This window comes from Amycolatopsis sp. NPDC101161, assembly GCF_044768185.1.
GTDB lineage: Bacteria > Actinomycetota > Actinomycetes > Mycobacteriales > Pseudonocardiaceae > Amycolatopsis.
Genome location: NZ_JBIWPI010000002.1, coordinates 580,144 through 597,451 on the forward strand (window position 1 = coordinate 580,144; position 17,308 = coordinate 597,451).

Sequence of the window (17,308 nt, forward strand, 5' to 3'; positions counted from 1 at the left end):
CAGTTTAACGGAGGACCCCATGACGAACGGACTGGACAAGGTCGTCGCGATCACCGGCGCGAGCAGCGGGATCGGCGAAGCGACCGCGCGGGAACTCGCCGGCCGCGGGGCGGCGGTGATGCTCGGCGCCCGGCGCACCGACCGGCTGGAAGCGCTCGCGGAAAAGATCCGCGACGACGGCGGCCGCGTCGAGGTGCTGGACGTCGACGTCACCCGGCGCGCCGATCTCGAGCGGCTCGTCGCGCGAGCCGTCGACCGGTTCGGACGCCTCGACGTCCTGGTGGGCAACGCCGGCGTCGCCCGGATCGCGCCGATCGCGGACCTCGACGTCGACGCCTGGGACGCGATGATCGACGTCAACCTCCGCGGCGTCCTGCACGGCATCGCCGCCGCGCTCCCGGTGTTCCAAAAGCAGGGCCGCGGGCACTTCGTCACGACCGTCTCGACGTCGGGGCTGAAGATCGTCCCCACCCAGGCCGTCTACGCGGGGACCAAGAACGCCGTGCGGACGCTGCTGGAGGCGCTGCGCCAGGAGTCCACCGACGGTGTCCTGCGCACGACGTCGATCTCGCCGGGGTACGTGCGCACCGAGCTCGTCGACTACGTCGAGGACCCCGCGCAGCGCGAGCAGGCCCAGCAGGCGATGGCGACGCTCGGCATCAGCCCCGACGCCGTCGCGCGGGCCATCGCGTTCGCCATCGAGCAGCCCGACGACGTCGAGATCGGCGACCTCACGATCCGGCCGACCCGGCAGGGCTGAGTCAAGGACGCAGCGAACGGACGATCGGCGCCAGGTACAGCTCGGCCAGCCGGCGGCGCTGGGCGTCGTCGTCGACCGGCAGGACCGTCTCCGGCGTCAGCACCAGCGACACGACGATCCGGATCAGCAGCTCGGCCATCCCGTCGACGTCGCCGGCGGGCAGGCTGAGCCGGCCCGCCGCGATCTCCGCGTGGAAGTGCGCCGCGATCCGCGACCGGGCCGCCGCGAACAGGCCGCCCGCCTGGACCGTCAGGTGCGGGAGGATCAGCTCCGGCTCGGTGCGCAGCAGGCGGTTGAGCAGCCGGTGCCCGCGCAGGTACCCCAGGGAGAAGCTCAACCCCTCGATGAGCTTCTCCTCCGGGGTCGCCTGCGCCTCGACGACGGCGTCGACCTTCGTCAGGAACCGTTTCATCTCCCGCTGGATCAGCGCGCCCAGCAGCTGGTCCTTCTTCGGGAAGTAGCGGTAGATCGTCACCCGCGAAAGGCCGACGCGGCGCGCGACGTCGTCCACGGTGAACCGGCGCAGCCCGAAGTCCTCGGCCTGGGTGAGCGCCGCGCCCATGATCCGTTCCGCGGTCTCGTCGCCGGGCAGTTCGGCTTCGAGCGCGTGCTTCAGGAGATCGCGCATGAGCGGACTTTACATCTTGACGGAGATTGTTTCATGCGTTCTAGTGTTAAACGACACAGGGAGGCACGGATGGGTGATCGCGAAGCCACCGCGGAACGGCTGCTCCGCTCGAGCGCCCGGCTCTCCTACGACCCCGGCGTCGACGTCCACTGGGCCGCGCCGCTGAACGACGACCAGTTCTTCATCCCCGAAAAGCTCGTCTCCCTGTACGGCACGCCGGTGTGGGACACGCTGAGCCGCGCGCAGCGGATCGAGCTGTCGCGCCAGGAGCTGGTGAACACCGTCAGCGTCGGGATCTGGTTCGAGCTGATCCTCATGCAGATGCTGCTGCGCGCGTCCTACCGCCAGGACCCGACGACCCGGCACGTGCACTACGCGCTGACCGAGGTCGCCGACGAGTGCCGGCACTCCACGATGTTCGCGACGCTGATCGAGCGCGTCGGCGGCCGGCCGTACCGCAACAACCGCTGGCTGCAGCTGTCCGCGCAGGCGCTCCCGGTGATCCTGCACGGCCCGGCGATGTGGGTGGCGACGCTGATCGGCGAAGAGATCTTCGACGCGCTGCAGCGCGAGCACCTCGACGACGAGTCCGTGCAGCCGGTGGTCCGCGCGGTGATGCGCATCCACGTCACCGAAGAGGCCCGGCACGTCCGGTACGCGCGTGACGACCTGGTCCGGGAACTCGCGGACGCGCCCTGGTGGCGCAAGGAGTTCGCGCGGATCGTCGTCGCCGTCGGCGCGCTGCTGATGTCCCGCCTGCTTTCCCGGCCGCGGCAGTACCTGCGCGCGGGGATCGACCCCGGCGTCGCGGTGGCCGCCGCGCGGACCAGCCCGCACCGGCGGGAGACCCTCGCTTTCGGGGCCCGCAAGCTCGTCCGGTTCCTGCGGGAGAACGACCTGATCGGCGGCCCGAGCGCGGTGCTGTGGCGCCGCGCCGGAATGCTCTAGCGGAGGGGAAGCCATGGCACTCAAGGATCTGCTCGCCGCGGGCACCGGCCGGCTCGCCGACCGGATCACCACCGCCGGCGACGAAGCGGGCGACCGCGCGGACGACGTCGCGTGGCGGGTCGAGAAACTGTCCGACCGCGCCGCCGAACGCCTCGGCGACTACGCGGCGGGCGCGTCGCGGCGAGTGGCGAACCGCTTGGTGCGCCTGGGCGAACGCGTCGCCGGGCGCTGACCGCGCCGGAGCAGGACCTCGACGACGACCAGGTTGACGACCCAGCCCAGCGTCTGCCCGACGGGGATCAGCGCGGTCGCGCTCGCCGGGTCGACGCCGCCGAGCGGGGCCTGGGCCAGCAGCAGTACCGGCACGAGCACGCGTGAGGTGACGGCGAGGAACGTCAGCGCGTAGTTCCGCAGCATCCACGTCCGGTGGGCGGCGAAGTCGCGCCGCCTCGCCGCGCGGTACGCGAGGCCGCCGGTGACCAGCCACAGGACCGCCGCGGCGGTCAGGCTGACCTGCGTGAGCGGGCGTCCGGACCAGACGGCGACCGGGATCGCGGCCAGCGCCGACGGCACTACCCCGGCCAGGAGGTAGACCCGGCCGAACGTCCGGTGCAGCCGCTTGCGTGCCCGCACCTTCGGCACGAACTGCAGCGGACCGAGCACGAGCGCCACGGTGGCCGTGAAGATGTGCACCACCAGGACCGAATACTGGACGCCGTCGCGCACGTCGAGCCGGCTGTCGGCGATGTCGAGACTCAGGTACGGGTATACGAGCACCGCGCCGAACCCGGTCGCGACGGCGAACACCAGCCAGGTTTTCCGCATGGCGCCACGATCCCGCGGCGACGCGGGCCCGGTCGTCCGTCCGGGAACGGCTTGTCGCCGTACGTCGGGGAACGTACTAACCCAGCAACGCCTTCACCAGCGCCGAGATCTGGCCCGTCTCGATGAGGAACGAGTCGTGGCCGTACGGCGACGACACCACCGACGGTTCCGGCGCGCCGGGGATGCCCGCGGCGATCTCCGCCGACTGGTACAGCGGGTAGAGCCGGTCGCTGTCCACTCCCCCGATCACCGTCCGGGCCGTCACCCGGCCCAGCGCCGCCGCCACGCCGCCGCGGCCGCGGCCGACGTCGTGGGTGTTCATCGACTCCGTCAGCACCAGGTAGCTGTTCGCGTCGAACCGCGCGGCCAGCTTGTCCGCGTGGTGGTCCAAATAGGACTCGACGGCGAACCGCCCGCCCCGCAACGGGTCCTCGTCGCCCTGGTACGCCCGGCCGAACCGCCGGGCCAGCTCCGGCTCGCTGCGGTAGGTGACGTGCGCGATCCGCCGCGCGATACCCAGCCCGGCGTGCGGTCCCTCGGGCGACGAGTAGTAGTCGCCGCCGTGGAAGTGCGGGTCCGACCGGATCGCGTGCAGCTGCGGAGCCGCCCACGCGATCTGCTCGGCCGACGCCCGCGCCGTCGACGCCAGCACCAACACCGACGCCACGCGCGCGGGCAGCGTCACCGCCCACTCCAGCGCGCGCATCCCGCCCATCGACCCGCCGACGACGGCCGCCCAGCGCTCGATGCCCAGCGCGTCCGCCAGCACGGCTTCGGAAGCCACTTGGTCCCGGACGGTCACGACCGGGAACCGGCTGCCCCACGGCTTGCCGTCGAAGTCCGACGAGGGCCCGGTCGAGCCCTGGCACCCGCCGAGCACGTTCGGGACCACGACGAAGAACTCGCCGGTGTCCAAGGCCTTCCCGGGTCCGATCAGCCCGTCCCACCAGCCCGCGCTCGGGTGTCCCGGTTCCCGGGGCCCGGCCGCGTGACTGTCGCCGGTCAGCGCGTGTTCGACGAGAACCGCGTTGGACGCGTCCGAGTTCAGCGTCCCCCAGGTCTCGTAAGCGATCGTTAACTCGGGCAGCACACCACCGGCCTCCAGCGCGAGCGCGCCGGAGCCGGTGACGAACCGCCGGCGGCCCGGCGGGTCCCCGACCCGCCAGGCACCGGTAACGGTCACAGTTCCGCCTTGGCCGCCCGGAATCCGGCCTCCAGGTCGGCCTTGAGGTCCTCGATCCCTTCCAGTCCGACGGCGATCCGGACCAGGCCCGGCGTGACGCCGCTGGCGAGCTGTTCCTGCGGCGCGAGCTGGCTGTGCGTGGTCGACGCCGGGTGCACGATCAGGCTGCGGACGTCGCCGAGGTTCACCAGCTGGCTGTGCAGCTCGGTGCCGTCGACGAACTTGCGCCCCGCCTCGACGCCGCCGCGCAGGTCGAACGCCAGGACCGCGCCCGCGCCGCGCGGCAGGTACTTCTGCGCCGCCGCGTGGTACGGGCTGGACGGCAGTCCCGCGTAATACACCGTATCGACCTCGTCACGCTGTTCGAGCCACTCCGCGAGCGCCTGCGCGTTCTGCACGTGCCGCTCGATGCGCAGCGACAGCGTTTCGATGCCCTGCAGGATCAGGAAGCTGTTGAGCGGCGCGATCGCCGCACCCGTGTCACGCAGGAGCTGCACGCGCGCCTTCGCCGCGAACGCGCCCGGGCCGAGCGCTTCCCAGTACTTCAGGCCGTGGTAGCTGGGGTCGGGCTCATTGAAGCCCGGGAAGCGCCCCGGGGCCTTGCCGAAGTCGAACGTGCCGCCGTCGACCAGGACGCCGGCGATCGTCGTGCCGTGTCCGCCGAGGTACTTGGTGGCCGAGTGGATGACGACGTCGGCGCCGTGCTCGATCGGCCTTACGAGGTAAGGCGTCGGGATGGTGTTGTCGACCAGGAGCGGGACGCCGGCCTCGTGCGCGGTGTCGGCGACGCCGCGGATGTCGAGGACGTTGCTGCCCGGGTTGGCGAGCGTCTCGGCGAAGAAGAACTTCGTGTTCGGCCGGACGGCGGCCCGCCACTGCTCGAGGTCGTCCTGGTCGTCGATGAACGTGACCTCGATGCCGAGCTTCGGCAGCGTGTAGTGGAAGAGGTTGTAGGTGCCGCCGTAGAGCGACTGGCTCGAGACGAAGTGGTCACCCGCGCCCGCGAGGTTGAGGATCGCCGCGGTGGTCGCGGCCGAGCCGGAGGCGAACGCCAGCGCCGCGACACCGCCTTCGAGCGAGGCGACGCGCTGCTCCAGCACGTCCTGCGTCGGGTTCATGATCCGCGTGTAGATGTTGCCGGGCTCGGCGAGGCTGAACAGGTCGGCGCCGTGCTGGCTGTCGCGGAAGACGTACGACGTCGTCTGGTAGATCGGCGTCGCCCGCGCGCCCGTGGCCGGATCCGGCGCGGCGCCCGCGTGGATCTGCCTGGTCTCGAAGGACCACGCCGAGGTGTCGTCCGCGCTCATCGGTTTCTCCTTGCGGGTCAAGGGGTCTGGTGGTTCGAAGCTACTTCGGCCGAACGGAGTACCCAACCGTTCCCACGTCCTGGGAGAACGGTCTCCTTGTCAAGCCAATCTCTTTGTGTCTAAGATATTTGCACAGGGAGATTCACAGACAGGGAGAAAGTCATGCCGGAGCGGGTTCAGGTGCTGGTCGTGGGGGCCGGGCTGGGTGGACTGGCCGCGTCGTTGTTCCTGGCGCGGGAGGGAGTGGACGTGCTGACCGTCGAGCGGCACGCCGGAACGTCGGTCCACTCGCGGGCCGCCGGGCAGAACTGGCGCACGATGGAGCTGTTCCACTGGGCAGGAATCGACCGCGAGGTCCTGGAAGTGAGCCCGCGGGCGTCGCAAGGACTGCGGATCACTGTCGCGACGAGCCTGGCGGGCCGCGTGTTGCACCGGCTCATGGAGGACGGCAGCGAGATCGACGTCTCCGCGTCGACGACGATGCCGGCCGGCATGGCCGGGCAGGACGTCGTCGAGCCGATCCTGCTGGCGCACGCAGAGAAGGCGGGCGCGCGGGTGCGGTTCCGCACCGAGCTCGCCGACCTGACCCAGGACGACGACGGCGTCACCGCGACGCTGCGGCACCGCGACTCGGGCGAGGAGACGGTCGTGCGCGCGGACTACGTCGTCGCCGCCGACGGCGGCCGCAGCGGCATCCGGGCCCGCCTCGGCATCGGGACCACCGGCCTGGACGCGCTGAGCCACTGCCTCGGCGTCGTGTTCGACGCCGACCTCGGCGACCGCGTCCAGGCCGGCGTGACCGACCTGTTCTACCTGCAGCACCCGGACTTCACGGCCGGGCTGGTCAACACCGACATCCCGAACCGGTACGTCTTCGCGCCGGACTACTTCCCCGACCGCGGCGAAAGCCCGGCCGACTTCACCCACGACCGGCTGGTCTCGATGATCCGCGCGGCGACCGACCTGCCGGACCTGGAGCCGGAGATCGTCTGGACGGGCTCGTGGGAGGTCGCCGCGCGGCTGGCCGACCGGTTCCGCGAGGGGCGGGTGTTCCTGGCCGGCGACGCCGCGAAGGTGACGCCGCCGACCGGCGGCCAGGGCGGCAACACGGCGGTCGGCGACGGCGCGGACATCGCGTGGAAGCTCGCCGCGGTGCTGCGCGGCGAAGCGGGTCCGGCGCTGCTCGACACCTACGAAGCCGAACGCAAGCCGATCGCGCGGATGATCATCGACACCTCGCTGCACAACATGAAGCAGCGCATGCACCCCGGCCTCGACCTCTCGGGGGTCGGCGAGCCGGAGGACATGCTGAACGCCATGCTCGGGTTCCGGTACCGCTCGACGGCGGTTTTGTCGGAAGAGCCGGACGACGGTGCGCGCGTCGAGGACGTCCACGCGCCGACCGGGCGGCCCGGCTTCCGGGCGCCCGGCCTCGCGTCCACTGTGGACCTGCTGGGCCGGTCGTGGGTGCTGCTCTGCGCGGGCGACGGGTCGCGGTGGTCCCCCGCCGCGGCGGACATCGCGGCCGAGACCGGCGTCCGCCTCGAATGCCACACACTCGACGACATCGCTGCCCGCTACGGCCTTTCGACGGGCGGCGCGTCACTCGTGCGTCCGGACGGCATCGTCGCGTGGCGGGCGAAGGAGCCGGTCGACGACCCCGCCGGCGAGCTGTGGCGGGTGCTGACGGCCGTGCTGTCGCGCTAGTCGCTTCTCGACGGTAGCTCGTCGCGACGGGCCGGCCGCGGCAGTGCGCGCACGAAGTGTTCGTGCAGCTCACGGACGTGGTCGGCCCAGAACAGCCGGCGCCCGCCGCGGGTCCGGGGCACGGCCAGGCCCTTCCGGCCCGCGAGCCGGTAGAACCCGGGCCCGGCGTCGTCCGCGCCGAGGTCGCGCACGAACGCGCCGAGCAGCCGGCCGCCCGCCTCCTCGAACGCGGCGTCCGAAATCCGGTCGACCAGGTACGCCATGCCGGCGCGGCCGTCCGCGGTGGTGAAGTCGAACCCGGCGTGGCCGGTGCAGCGGACCAGCGCCGCGGCGAATTCGCCGTAGGAGAGCGTCCGGTCCACCACCGCCCGCGCGATCAGGATCGCCTTGCCGGCCACGACCAGCCTTTCCCAGTCCGCTTCGGCACGCCCGTGCAAGCCGATCACCTCGCGCTCCCGAAATCGATCGCTCCGGCCAAGCGCGAGAGAATGCCACAAGATCGACGAGCCGGTTCAGCGGGGCAGGTTTGTTGCCCCGCAAGGACATCCGCCGCCCCCCGGTCGGTTCTTTCCGCCCTGCCGAAGTTCGCGGCGGGAATTTTCGGCGATTGCGATAATCGGGGGAACGCGCTGGGGAAGCTCGGTCCCGCCATTCCCGGAATAGCACGGATCAGTCCCCGTCGAATGGTCGGCTGCCCGGCGCCCGGGCAGGCCCGCCCAGCACCCAGTGGAACGTCGCCGCGCCCTCGGGTTCGTGCATGGTCACGGTTTCGTCGACGACGAGCGTGAACCCGGCCGCCGCCAGCAGGCGCCGGTTGACGTCGGGAGCGTGGCTGCTGAAGAACATCGGCGTGCCGAGCCAGTTCTCCTCGACGCCGTCCGCTTCGCTGCACCCCAGCGCGGCCAGGAACCAACCGCCGGGCCGTAGCCAGCGCGCGATCCGCGTGAAGAGCGCGCCTTGCTCGTCGCGCGGGACGTGCAGCACCGAGTAGAACGCCGTGACGGCGTCGAAGCTCCCGTCCGGAAAGGACACTCCGGCCATGTCCGCCTGCTCGAACCGCGCGGCCGGGACGTTGCGCCGCGCGAGGTCGAGCTGCGCCGCGGACAGGTCGACGCCGAGGACGTCGTGCCGCTCGGCCAGCACCGCCGTGCAGGGCACGCCCGCACCGCAGCCGAGGTCGAGGACGCGGGCGCCGTCGTCGAGCCGGGCGGTCAGCTCACCCAGGAAGCGCAACCGGGGGTCGTCGGCGATCCGGGCGCTCCACTCGAGGTACCGCTCAGCCGAGCTGTCGTAGCCGGTTTCGACGATCCGCCGCGCGTCGCTCACCGTTTCGACCCTACCGAGCCGTCCAGCGGTTTCTCGGCCAGAATGACGTCGTGGTCTCGGTGCGCAGCGTGGTCGACCGGGTGGGGCCGACGCTGCTCCACGCGCTCCAGGTGCCCGACGACTCGCCCGCCGTCGCCGACGTCGTGATCGCCGAGCCCGGCGGGGCGCTCGCTCTCGCCGCCGGCGACCTCGTGCTCGGGGTGGCCATCACCGGCCCCGAAGACGCCGCCCAGCTGGTGAAGCGCAGCGCCGAACAGGGCGCCGCCGCGGTGCTGCTCAAGCCGCCGGTGGCCGCGAAACCCGCCGTCAAGCGCGCCGCGAAGGCCAACGGTGTCGCCCTCGTCCAGGTGCACGCCGCGACGTCGTGGGCGCAGCTCGTATGGCTGCTGCGGACCGTCCTCGACGCGCTCGCCGACGAGTCCGAAGACCTCGACCCCGGCTCCGGCGACCTCTTCCGGCTGGCCGACGCCGTCGCGTCCGTTGTGGACGCGCCGGTGACCATCGAGGACACCAACTCCCGCGTGCTCGCCTACTCCGCGCGCCAGGACCTCACCGACCCCGCTCGCGTCGCGACGATCATGGGCCGGCGCATCCCCGACGACGTCCTCGCGCGGTTCCGGTCGCGCGGGGTGTTCCGCGAACTGTCCCGCGGCCGGCAGACGATCTTCGTTCCGGCCCAGCGCGACGGCACGCTGCCGCGGCTGATCGTGCCGATCCGGATGGGCGGTGAGCTGCTCGGCTCGATGTGGGCGGTGGTCGCCGGGCCGGTGTCCGACGAGCGCGCGGCCGCCTTCGCCGACGCTGCCCCGGTCGTTGCCCTGCACCTGCTGCGCCGCCGCGCGCACACGGACGCGCAGCGCCGCGCGTCTGCAGAACTGCTGCGTGGCGTGCTCGAAGGCCGGGCGAACCCGCGCAAGGCGATGGCGGAGCTGGACTTGTCCGACGAGCCGCACCGCGTGGTCGCCATCGAGGTCACCGGCGGCGACGGTCGTGACGCCGAAGGTCTGCGGCTCGCCCTGCTCGAACGGATCTCCCAGGGCATCGGCCGCCGCCCGGTGGCGACCGAGCTGGGCGGCCTGCTCTACGCCGTCGTCCCGGACCGGCCGGGCCCCGGCGGCTGGGAGGAGCTGCGCGGGGCGTTGTCGACGACGTCGTCGCGGCGCGGCGGCGCCCCGCGAGCCGCCGCCGGTGCGCCCGGGGAGATCGGTGACCTGTCGGCGTCGCGCCTCCAAGCCGACGAAGCACTCGGCCTGCTGCGCGCGGAGCTGCTCGACGAGCGCGTGATCACGTTCGACGAGGCTTGGACGGCGTTGACGCTGCACCGCGGCGCGACGGCGGCGGCCGGGGCGAAGGTCGCGGAGCTCGGCCCGCTGGGTGCGCTGCGCGCCCACGACGAGGCGGGCAAGGCCGGTTACGTCGAGACGCTCTACGAGTGGCTGCGCCACCCCGGCGACCCGCGCGCGGCGGCGCAGGAGCTGCGGATCCACCCCAACACCCTGCGGTACCGGATGCGCAAGCTCCTCGAACTGGTCCCGTTGGACCTCGACGACCCGGACGTCCGGCTGGCCCTGATCACCCAGCTGGTGGCGCTGCGCTGGAGCTGACGTTGGGCCGATCGGCCCAACACGCCTCGTATGCGTTACTCCGCATGGATCGCGCCGAACGTTCCGATTGTCTTTTCCAGCCGAAAGGTGGTGGATTCCGGTGATCGCCTGACGCACCTTCTTCGCAGCACCCGCGGTAGCCGGGTCGTCGCAGAGGAGTCTCCATGAGCAGTTCGGAGCGGTTCCGCAGGGCCGTCAAGCTGGGCGCGGTGTCCGCGCTCTCCCTGGTCGCCCTGGTCGTCCCGGGCACCACGACCGGCAGCGCCGTCGCGGCGCCGTCGGGCGACTGCTTCACCCCGACCCAGTCGGCCGACCGCAGCAAGGACGGCCACGCCGACAGCCTGTCCCCGGCCGAAGCCGCCCGCGTCGAGGCCGACATGCAGAGCAAGCTCGCCGGCAAGCGCACGGCCCTGACGGCCAAGGCCGCGGCGGCCGTGTCGATCCCGGTGTACTTCCACGTGATCACCAGCGGCTCGACCGGCAACCTGCCGGCGGCGACGATCAGCAAGCAGATCTCGGTCCTCAACAGCGCGTACGCCGCCAGCGGCTACAGCTTCTCGCTGGTCAGCACGGACTACACGAACAACTCCACCTGGTACAACGGCATCACCGACGGCACGTCCGCCGAGCGCAACATGAAGAACGCGCTGCGCAAGGGCGGCAAGAACGCGCTGAACATCTACACCGCCAACCTCGGTGACAGCCTGCTGGGCTGGGCCACGTTCCCCTGGAACTACAGCTCCCAACCGAAGATGGACGGCGTGGTGATCCTCGACGAGTCCCTCCCGGGCCGCTCGGCGACGAACTACAACGAGGGTGACACCGCCACGCACGAAATCGGCCACTGGATGGGGCTCTACCACACGTTCCAGGGCGGCTGCTCCGGTTCGGGCGACTACGTCTCGGACACGCCGGCCGAGTCGACGGCGACGTCCGGCTGCCCGGCGAACAAGGACACGTGCACGTCGACGGGCAAGGACCCGGTGCACAACTTCATGGACTACAGCTACGACAGCTGCATGTACGAGTTCACCGCGGGCCAGACCACGCGGATGAACAGCTCGTGGTCGGCCTACCGCGCCTGACCTTCGTTCCCTGAAGGGCACCCTCATGGCTTTTGAGTCGATGGTGGTGCCCTTCAGGGCGTTCAGGCGACCAGCAGGGTCTTGCCGATGGTCGCGCGCGACTCGATCGCCGCGTGGGCGTCCGCGGCCTTCTCCAGCGGGAAGCGCCGGCCGATCACCGGGACCAGGCGGCCCGCCGCCGCTTCGGACAGCGCCGACTCCGTGAACGCCCGCATGTCGGCCGGGCTCCCGATCGACCGGACCAGCGAGACTCGGCGCGCGGCAGCGTCCTCTTCGGACACTTCCGCCCACGAGCCGCCCGCCAGGCCGTAGACCGCCATCCGGCCGCCCGGGCGCAGCAGCCCGAACGCCGCGGTGCCGATCTCCCCGCCCACGCCGTCGAACACGACGTCGACCTCGCCGGCGCGCGCGGGCCAGTCCGGCGCGAGGTAGTCGACGACGACGTCCGCGCCCTGGACGTGCGCCACCTTCGCCGGCCCGCCCGCCGCGCCGACGACGACCGCGCCCGCCGCCTTCGCCAGTTGCACCAGCAGTCCCCCGACGCCGCCCGCCGCCGCCTCGACCAGGACTCGATCGCCCGGGCGCACCCTGGTCGCATGCACCAAGCCGGTCGCGGTGCGGCCGTCCGCGAGCAGCGCCACCGCCGCGTCGAGGTCGAGCGCGGCCGGCACCGGGAACACCGCCGCCGCGTCCACCGCCACGCGCTGGGCGTACCCGCCGGAGCCGCCGGTCGACGTCACCACCCGCTGCCCGGCGAGGCCCGGATCCACCCCGTCGCCGACCGCGCTGATCACGCCGCCGACGCCGTTGCCCGGGATCAGCGGCGGCTCCGCGCGGAACGGCCCGGGAGCGCCCGCCCGGAACTGCGTCTCGACGAACGTCGTGTTCGCGTACGCCACTTCGACCAGCACCTGACCGGACCCGGGGACCGGGTCGGGCGCGTCTCCCGGGACCAGCACTTCCGGCCCGCCGAACTCCCGCAACCACACAGCTCTCATGCGGCCACGCTGCAACCTCCAGCGCGGTCGAAGTCAACGGACTTGTCCGCACGGCACCACGAAACCGGCTCAGAAATGTCCGCCCAGCACGATGACACCGCCGTCCGGGTGGTTCACCGTGAGTGCCAACACCGCCTTTGCATCCGGACGCAGACCGACCCAGGAGGCCGACCGTGCGTATCGCCGTTCCCCGTGAAATCAAGAAGCACGAGTACCGGGTCGCGCTGACCCCGGCCGGGGTGCACGAGCTGGTCGGCCGCGGGCACGACGTCTTCGTCGAGACGGGCGCCGGCGTCGGTTCGTCCATCACCGACGAGGAGTACGTCGCCGCCGGCGCGAAGATCCTCGCCACCGCCGACGAGACGTGGGCCGAGGGCGAGCTCGTCCTCAAGGTCAAGGAGCCGATCGCCGAGGAGTACCCCCGGCTGCGCGCCGACCAGGTCCTCTTCACCTACCTGCACATCGCCGCCGACCGCCCGCTGACCGACGCGCTGCTGGCCGCCGGCACCACCGCGATCGCGTACGAGACGGTGCAGACCGCGACCGGCGCGCTGCCGCTGCTCGCCCCGATGTCCGAGGTCGCGGGCCGGCTGGCCCCGCAGGTCGGCGCGTTCTCGCTGATGAAGCCCAGCGGCGGGCGCGGTGTCCTGCCCGGCGGCATCCCCGGCGTGCACCCGGCGCGCGTCGTCGTCATCGGCGGTGGCGTCGCGGGCCTGAACGCCGCCCGCGTCGCGCTGGGTCTCGGCTCGGACGTCGAGATCCTGGACACCAACGTCGACCGCCTCCGCCAGATCGACAACGACTTCGGCGGCCGCATCCGCACGGTGACGTCGACCCGGCTGTCGGTCGAGGAGTCCGTGCTGCAGGCGGACCTGGTCATCGGGGCGGTGCTGGTCCCGGGCGCGAAGGCGCCGAAGCTGGTCTCGAACGAGCTCGTGTCCCGGATGAAGGCCGGCAGCGTGCTCGTCGACATCGCGATCGACCAGGGCGGCTGCTTCGCCGACTCGCGCCCGACCACGCACGACGAGCCGACTTACACCGTGCACGAGTCGGTCTTCTACTGCGTCGCGAACATGCCGGGCGCGGTGCCCCGCACGTCGACCTACGGCCTCACCAACGTCACGCTGCCTTACGCTGTACAGCTCGCCGAGCACGGCTGGAAGGCCGCACTGCAGGCCGACGCGGCGCTGGCGAAGGGCCTCAACACCCACGCGGGCGCCCTGACGAACGGCCCGGTCGCGGTCGCGCACGACCTCCCCCACACGGCGCTGGAGACGGTGCTCGCCTGAGCTATCCGACCCGAGCGGGCCCCTGTCGTTCTCCGGCAGGGGCCCGCTCCCCTTTCCCGAGCCTGCGCCCGAACGCGATCGCGGGCAGCTCGACCCACTTGCGCAGCGCGCAGGCGAACAGCAGGGCCACGGCGGACGTCGCCGCCGCCTTCACCAGACCGGTCGGGAACAGCAGGCCGGTCACGCCCGCCGCGCCCGTCTGCGCGAGGTAGAGCGCGTAGGACCGATCACCGATGAACGCGAGCGGACGGCTCGAGAGCAGCCGCCGCACCGGCCCCTGTCCGAGCACGGCGACGAGCAGCAGCGCCGCACCGACCGCGTAGACCGGCACGACGAACTGCCAGTTCCCGCCGAACGACTGCCCGAGCGGCTTGACGGACAGCTGCAGGACGACGAACCCGAGCGCGACCAGCACCGCCGCGGCCGGGCTGGTCAGCGGCCTCAGCACCGCGAACCCGCGCGGGTGGTGCAGGGCGAGCGCGAGCAGGCAGCCGACGACCAGCGAGCCGTAGTGCACGGTCAGGCTCGCCCACTGGTGCGCGGGCGCCAGCGGCAGCACGCCGAGCACGAACCCGATCGCGCCCGCGCCGATCAGCACCCGCAACGCGGTCTTGCCGGACTTCGCGAACGACGTCAGCACGAGCACCGCGGGCCAGACGAGGTAGAACTTCTCTTCCACACCGAGCGACCACGACGTCGGGTACGGCGTGTTGAAGTCGACGACCTCGTTGAAGAACGTCAGGTAGTACGGCATCGCGTCGGCGAGCCGGCTGCTCCGGTACGTCCCGGCGAGCGTGACCGCCAACGTTGTAAGGCTGAGCAGCAGGAAGTACACCGGCATGATCCGGAAGACGCGCCGGACGTAGAAGGCGCGCAGCGAGTTCCGGCCGGTGCGGTCTTCTTCGCGCAGCGCCAGCGTAGTGATGAGGAAGCCGGACAGCACGAAGAACAGCTGGACGGCGATCCAGCCCTGCAGCCCGTCGGTGCTCGGGCCGCCGTAGTGGAAGAAGACGACGGCCAGCGCGGCGAGCGCGCGCAGGCCGGTCAGGCCGGGGAACCAGGACGACGACCGGTACGCGGCGTGGTCGAGCGGCCGCCAGGAGATGATCATGCGCGCAGCGTCGGCCGCCGACGCTGAACCGAGCCTGAAGCCGGCTTAAGACGTCTTCAGCTCCGGCAGCCGGACGACGAACCGGCTCCCGGCTTCGACCGCGGCCGTGCCGCCGTGGGCGCGGGCGATGTCCGCGACGATCGCCATGCCCAGGCCCGATCCGCCGTCGTCGCGGGCGCGGGCGTCGTCGAGGCGGACGAACCGGTCGAAGACGCGCTCGCGCTCCGCTTCGGGGACGCCGGGCCCGTCGTCGGTGACCGAAAGCACGGCCCAGCCGTCCACAACGGACACCTCGACGGCCACCCGGGACACCGCGTGCCGCCGGGCGTTGTCGACGAGGTTGCGGACGAGCCGTTCCAGCCGCGACCGGTGGCCGCGGACGACGGGCGTCCCGCGCACGTCGACGTGGACGTCCCGGCCCGCCACCGCCGCCTCTACCACTTCGGACAGTGCCACGGGTTCGAGGCGGTCCGGGCCGGCGTGGTCGAGCTTGCCGAGCAGCACGAGGTCGGCGACGAGGTCCTGCAGCCGGGTGACGTCGAGCAGCGCGTTTTCGCAGGAGCGGCGCCAGTCGAGGCGGTCGGGGTGGGCCAGCAGCACTTCGAGCTGCGTCCGCAGGGAGGCGAGCGGGGTGCGCAGCTCGTGCGACGCGTCGGCGGTGAACCGGCTCTGCCGCGTGACGGCCTCGTCGAGCCGCGCGAGCATGGTGTTCATCGTCCCGGCGAGGCGGGCGATCTCGTCGCCGGTGCGCGGGTCCGGGACGCGGCGGCTCAGGTCGTGCGCGCCGATCTCGGCGACCTCGCCGCGGATGGCTTCGACCGGGCGCAGCGACCGCCGGACGGCGAGCCACGCGATGACGCCGATGAGCAGCGCGACCGCGGGCACGCCCGCCATGAGCACGGTGCGGACGGAGTCGACCGCTGTCTGTCCCTCGGTGTCGACACTGGCGCCAGCGTATACATCGTATGCACTGTCGCCACTGTCGGCGTGGACGACGTGCAGGGTGAGGTCGTCGTCGAGCCCGCGCAGCTCGGGCGCGCAGCCGACGGAAGCCTGCGCGGACCGGTCGTATTGGTACGGCCGCAGGGTGACTTCGGTGTCGTAGCCGGCCAGCGTCGCGTCCCGCAGCACCGGACAGGACGCAACGCTTTTGCCGGTGCGGTCGGTGACCTCGTAGATGGAGTCGCGGACGAGCAGCGCCAGATCGGCGGGCCGGGCCCCGGTGTTGAGGAGCTGGACGATCGCATCGGCATGAGCATCGGCGAGCTGAGTGGCGGCGTTCTCGAGACGCCCCTGCGCCTGAAGCACGAACCAGACAGAGACAGCGCCAAGCGCGACGGCGGAAGCGGCGAAGGCGGTGACCGCGACGCGGAAGCGAGTGGCGCGAAAGAAGCTAGGCACCCGCCGGCACCACGTGGTAGCCAGCACCGCGGACGGTCCGAATGGTCTCCGCGCCAAAGGGGACGTCGATCTTACGACGTAAGGCACTGACGTGGACCTCGACGAGGTTGGCGGTAGCGGAGGCGGCGAAGTCCCAGAGGTTGTCGAGCAGTTCGGCTTTGGTGACAACCTGCCCGGGCCGTTGCATGAGGTAGGCAAGAAGAGCGAACTCCTTACCGGTGAGAGCGATGTCGGCACTGCCGCGCCGACAGGTCCGCCCAGCCGGATCGAGTTCGAGGTCACCCAGCTTGAGGACCCCCGCCCGAGTGGCCCCACCACGCCGAATGAGCGCGCGAAGCCGCGAAAGCAGGACACCGTAGGAGAAGGGCTTGGGCAGGAAGTCATCGGCCCCGGTATCAAGGGCCTCGATCTCATCATCCTCACCATCTTTGGCGGTGAGCATGAGAATGGGGGTGGAGTCCCCCTGATCCCGCAGCCGCCGACAAACCCGATAGCCGTTCAGACCCGGCAGCATGATGTCGAGAACGATGGCGGAGTAGGGATGTTCCCCAGCAAGCCAGAGAGCATCCCGCCCGTTATGGGCAACATCAACGGCATAGCCCTCAGCACTGAGCCCGGCCCGCAGAGCCTCAGCCAGCCGCCGTTCATCTTCAACGAGCAAGATCCGCACCGAGCAAAGATGCCACAAAACCGCCGAACAACGGCATCAACGCAGCCACTGCCCCACGAAACCACCCCGAGAAGCCAGGAGAGAGGCACCGTGGGGGTCCGGGGGCTCGGCCCCCGGGGAAAAACGGGATGAGTCGAGCGAAGGGCGAAGCCCGAAGCAGAGACGAAGGGGCGACCCGCTCAACCAGCCTGGGGGTCACTGGGAGCGGGCCGCCGATACCTAGCTTAGAGGTGTCCGGCGGTCTGCGCTGCACCGGGTCGGCAAGTCACACGAATTCTTTACCAAGTTGATCTGACGCGTCGCTGACACCCTGAGCGAAACCTCAGGTCAGCGCCCTTCCCGCGGCACGTGCGACCGCCGCGGCCGGTTGCCGAACGTGACGAAGGTCGCTCCGCGCGGGTTCGGCCGTTCCGTGCGCGCGGGTCGCGCCGGTAGGGCAGGATGACGCCGCATCAGCGGGGAACGT

17 protein-coding genes are annotated in these 17,308 nt (G+C 71.5%); 7 read left to right on the top strand and 10 right to left on the bottom strand.

Going from position 1 to position 17,308, the window contains the following annotated elements:
- Positions 1 to 19 precede the first annotated feature (19 nt).
- Entirely contained in the window at positions 20 to 760 is a 741-nt protein-coding gene (locus ACIRSS_RS13860; protein ID WP_400894437.1) for an SDR family oxidoreductase, read from the top strand.
- A gap of 1 nt (position 761) precedes the next feature.
- On the opposite strand, the gene ACIRSS_RS13865 is transcribed toward ACIRSS_RS13860, so the two are convergent.
- A complete protein-coding gene (locus ACIRSS_RS13865) occupies positions 762 to 1,388 on the bottom strand; it encodes a TetR/AcrR family transcriptional regulator (protein ID WP_400894439.1) in 627 nt (208 codons plus the stop codon).
- 69 nt (positions 1,389 to 1,457) lie between these two features.
- Here ACIRSS_RS13865 and ACIRSS_RS13870 point away from each other — a divergent pair, with 69 nt between their 5' ends.
- Both ACIRSS_RS13870 and ACIRSS_RS13875 read left to right on the top strand, forming a co-directional pair.
- The gene (locus ACIRSS_RS13870) at positions 1,458 to 2,336 is read left to right on the top strand and encodes a diiron oxygenase (RefSeq protein ID WP_400894441.1); all 879 of its coding nucleotides are present in this window, start codon (positions 1,458 to 1,460) and stop codon (positions 2,334 to 2,336) included.
- 13 nt (positions 2,337 to 2,349) lie between these two features.
- Entirely contained in the window at positions 2,350 to 2,568 is a 219-nt protein-coding gene (locus tag ACIRSS_RS13875) for a hypothetical protein (RefSeq protein WP_400894443.1), read from the top strand.
- On the opposite strand, the gene ACIRSS_RS13880 is transcribed toward ACIRSS_RS13875, so the two are convergent.
- The 3 genes from ACIRSS_RS13880 to ACIRSS_RS13890 form a co-directional block, all read right to left on the bottom strand.
- Positions 2,496 to 3,161: a DUF2306 domain-containing protein gene (locus ACIRSS_RS13880; protein WP_400894445.1), complete on the bottom strand. Its 666-nt coding sequence runs from the start codon at positions 3,159 to 3,161 to the stop codon at positions 2,496 to 2,498. The genes ACIRSS_RS13875 and ACIRSS_RS13880 overlap by 73 nt on opposite strands.
- A 76-nt stretch (positions 3,162 to 3,237) precedes the next feature.
- Positions 3,238 to 4,344, bottom strand: coding sequence for a homoserine O-acetyltransferase (locus tag ACIRSS_RS13885; protein ID WP_400894447.1), 1,107 nt, complete (start codon positions 4,342 to 4,344; stop codon positions 3,238 to 3,240).
- Positions 4,341 to 5,651 carry a bifunctional o-acetylhomoserine/o-acetylserine sulfhydrylase gene (locus ACIRSS_RS13890; protein WP_400894449.1) on the bottom strand — a complete coding sequence of 437 codons (1,311 nt, stop codon included), beginning with the start codon at positions 5,649 to 5,651 and terminating at the stop codon, positions 4,341 to 4,343. Before ACIRSS_RS13890 ends, ACIRSS_RS13885 begins: the two co-directional genes overlap by 4 nt.
- 162 nt (positions 5,652 to 5,813) lie before the next feature.
- Between ACIRSS_RS13890 and rdmE the strand changes: the two genes are divergently transcribed.
- Complete coding sequence (gene rdmE, locus ACIRSS_RS13895) at positions 5,814 to 7,358, top strand: aklavinone 12-hydroxylase RdmE (protein WP_400894451.1); 1,545 nt, start codon at positions 5,814 to 5,816, stop codon at positions 7,356 to 7,358.
- On the opposite strand, the gene ACIRSS_RS13900 is transcribed toward rdmE, so the two are convergent.
- On the bottom strand, positions 7,355 to 7,804 hold the full coding sequence (locus tag ACIRSS_RS13900) for a hypothetical protein (RefSeq protein WP_400894453.1): 450 nt from the start codon (positions 7,802 to 7,804) through the stop codon (positions 7,355 to 7,357). The genes rdmE and ACIRSS_RS13900 overlap by 4 nt on opposite strands.
- Positions 7,805 to 8,027: 223 nt before the next feature.
- Entirely contained in the window at positions 8,028 to 8,684 is a 657-nt protein-coding gene (locus ACIRSS_RS13905; RefSeq protein WP_400894455.1) for a class I SAM-dependent methyltransferase, read from the bottom strand.
- A gap of 50 nt (positions 8,685 to 8,734) precedes the next feature.
- On the opposite strand from ACIRSS_RS13905, the gene ACIRSS_RS13910 reads away from it, so the two are divergent.
- Both ACIRSS_RS13910 and ACIRSS_RS13915 read left to right on the top strand, forming a co-directional pair.
- Positions 8,735 to 10,288, top strand: coding sequence for a PucR family transcriptional regulator (locus tag ACIRSS_RS13910; RefSeq protein WP_400894457.1), 1,554 nt, complete (start codon positions 8,735 to 8,737; stop codon positions 10,286 to 10,288).
- A gap of 164 nt (positions 10,289 to 10,452) precedes the next feature.
- Positions 10,453 to 11,373 (top strand): zinc metalloprotease, encoded by a 921-nt coding sequence (locus tag ACIRSS_RS13915; RefSeq protein ID WP_400894459.1) that lies wholly within the window; start codon positions 10,453 to 10,455, stop codon positions 11,371 to 11,373.
- A 62-nt stretch (positions 11,374 to 11,435) separates the two neighbouring features.
- Here the strand turns inward: ACIRSS_RS13915 and ACIRSS_RS13920 are convergent, their stop codons facing one another.
- On the bottom strand, positions 11,436 to 12,371 hold the full coding sequence (locus ACIRSS_RS13920) for a zinc-binding dehydrogenase (protein ID WP_400894461.1): 936 nt from the start codon (positions 12,369 to 12,371) through the stop codon (positions 11,436 to 11,438).
- 173 nt (positions 12,372 to 12,544) lie between these two features.
- On the opposite strand from ACIRSS_RS13920, the gene ald reads away from it, so the two are divergent.
- A complete protein-coding gene (gene ald, locus ACIRSS_RS13925; RefSeq protein WP_400894463.1) occupies positions 12,545 to 13,660 on the top strand; it encodes an alanine dehydrogenase in 1,116 nt (371 codons plus the stop codon).
- Position 13,661: 1 nt separating this feature from the next.
- Here the strand turns inward: ald and ACIRSS_RS13930 are convergent, their stop codons facing one another.
- From ACIRSS_RS13930 to ACIRSS_RS13940, 3 genes are all read right to left on the bottom strand, one after another.
- Complete coding sequence (locus ACIRSS_RS13930) at positions 13,662 to 14,771, bottom strand: acyltransferase family protein (protein WP_400894465.1); 1,110 nt, start codon at positions 14,769 to 14,771, stop codon at positions 13,662 to 13,664.
- 45 nt (positions 14,772 to 14,816) lie between these two features.
- Entirely contained in the window at positions 14,817 to 16,079 is a 1,263-nt protein-coding gene (locus ACIRSS_RS13935; protein ID WP_400894467.1) for a sensor histidine kinase, read from the bottom strand.
- 85 nt (positions 16,080 to 16,164) lie between these two features.
- Positions 16,165 to 16,842 carry a response regulator transcription factor gene (locus tag ACIRSS_RS13940; RefSeq protein ID WP_400894469.1) on the bottom strand — a complete coding sequence of 226 codons (678 nt, stop codon included), beginning with the start codon at positions 16,840 to 16,842 and terminating at the stop codon, positions 16,165 to 16,167.
- Positions 16,843 to 17,308 lie beyond the last annotated feature (466 nt).

Excerpts from the sequence above, each read along its gene's own strand:
- ACIRSS_RS13880 (WP_400894445.1), bottom strand. The coding sequence starts at position 3,161 with ATGCGGAAAACCTGGCTGGTGTTCGCCGTCGCGACCGGGTTCGGCGCG.
- ACIRSS_RS13875 (WP_400894443.1), top strand. The coding sequence starts at position 2,350 with ATGGCACTCAAGGATCTGCTCGCCGCGGGCACCGGCCGGCTCGCCGAC.
- ACIRSS_RS13890 (WP_400894449.1), bottom strand. The coding sequence starts at position 5,651 with ATGAGCGCGGACGACACCTCGGCGTGGTCCTTCGAGACCAGGCAGATC.
- rdmE (WP_400894451.1), top strand. The coding sequence starts at position 5,814 with ATGCCGGAGCGGGTTCAGGTGCTGGTCGTGGGGGCCGGGCTGGGTGGA.
- ACIRSS_RS13870 (WP_400894441.1), top strand. The coding sequence starts at position 1,458 with ATGGGTGATCGCGAAGCCACCGCGGAACGGCTGCTCCGCTCGAGCGCC.
- ACIRSS_RS13865 (WP_400894439.1), bottom strand. The coding sequence starts at position 1,388 with ATGCGCGATCTCCTGAAGCACGCGCTCGAAGCCGAACTGCCCGGCGAC.
- ACIRSS_RS13860 (WP_400894437.1), top strand. The coding sequence starts at position 20 with ATGACGAACGGACTGGACAAGGTCGTCGCGATCACCGGCGCGAGCAGC.
- ACIRSS_RS13915 (WP_400894459.1), top strand. The coding sequence starts at position 10,453 with ATGAGCAGTTCGGAGCGGTTCCGCAGGGCCGTCAAGCTGGGCGCGGTG.
- ACIRSS_RS13930 (WP_400894465.1), bottom strand. The coding sequence starts at position 14,771 with ATGATCATCTCCTGGCGGCCGCTCGACCACGCCGCGTACCGGTCGTCG.
- ACIRSS_RS13920 (WP_400894461.1), bottom strand. The coding sequence starts at position 12,371 with ATGAGAGCTGTGTGGTTGCGGGAGTTCGGCGGGCCGGAAGTGCTGGTC.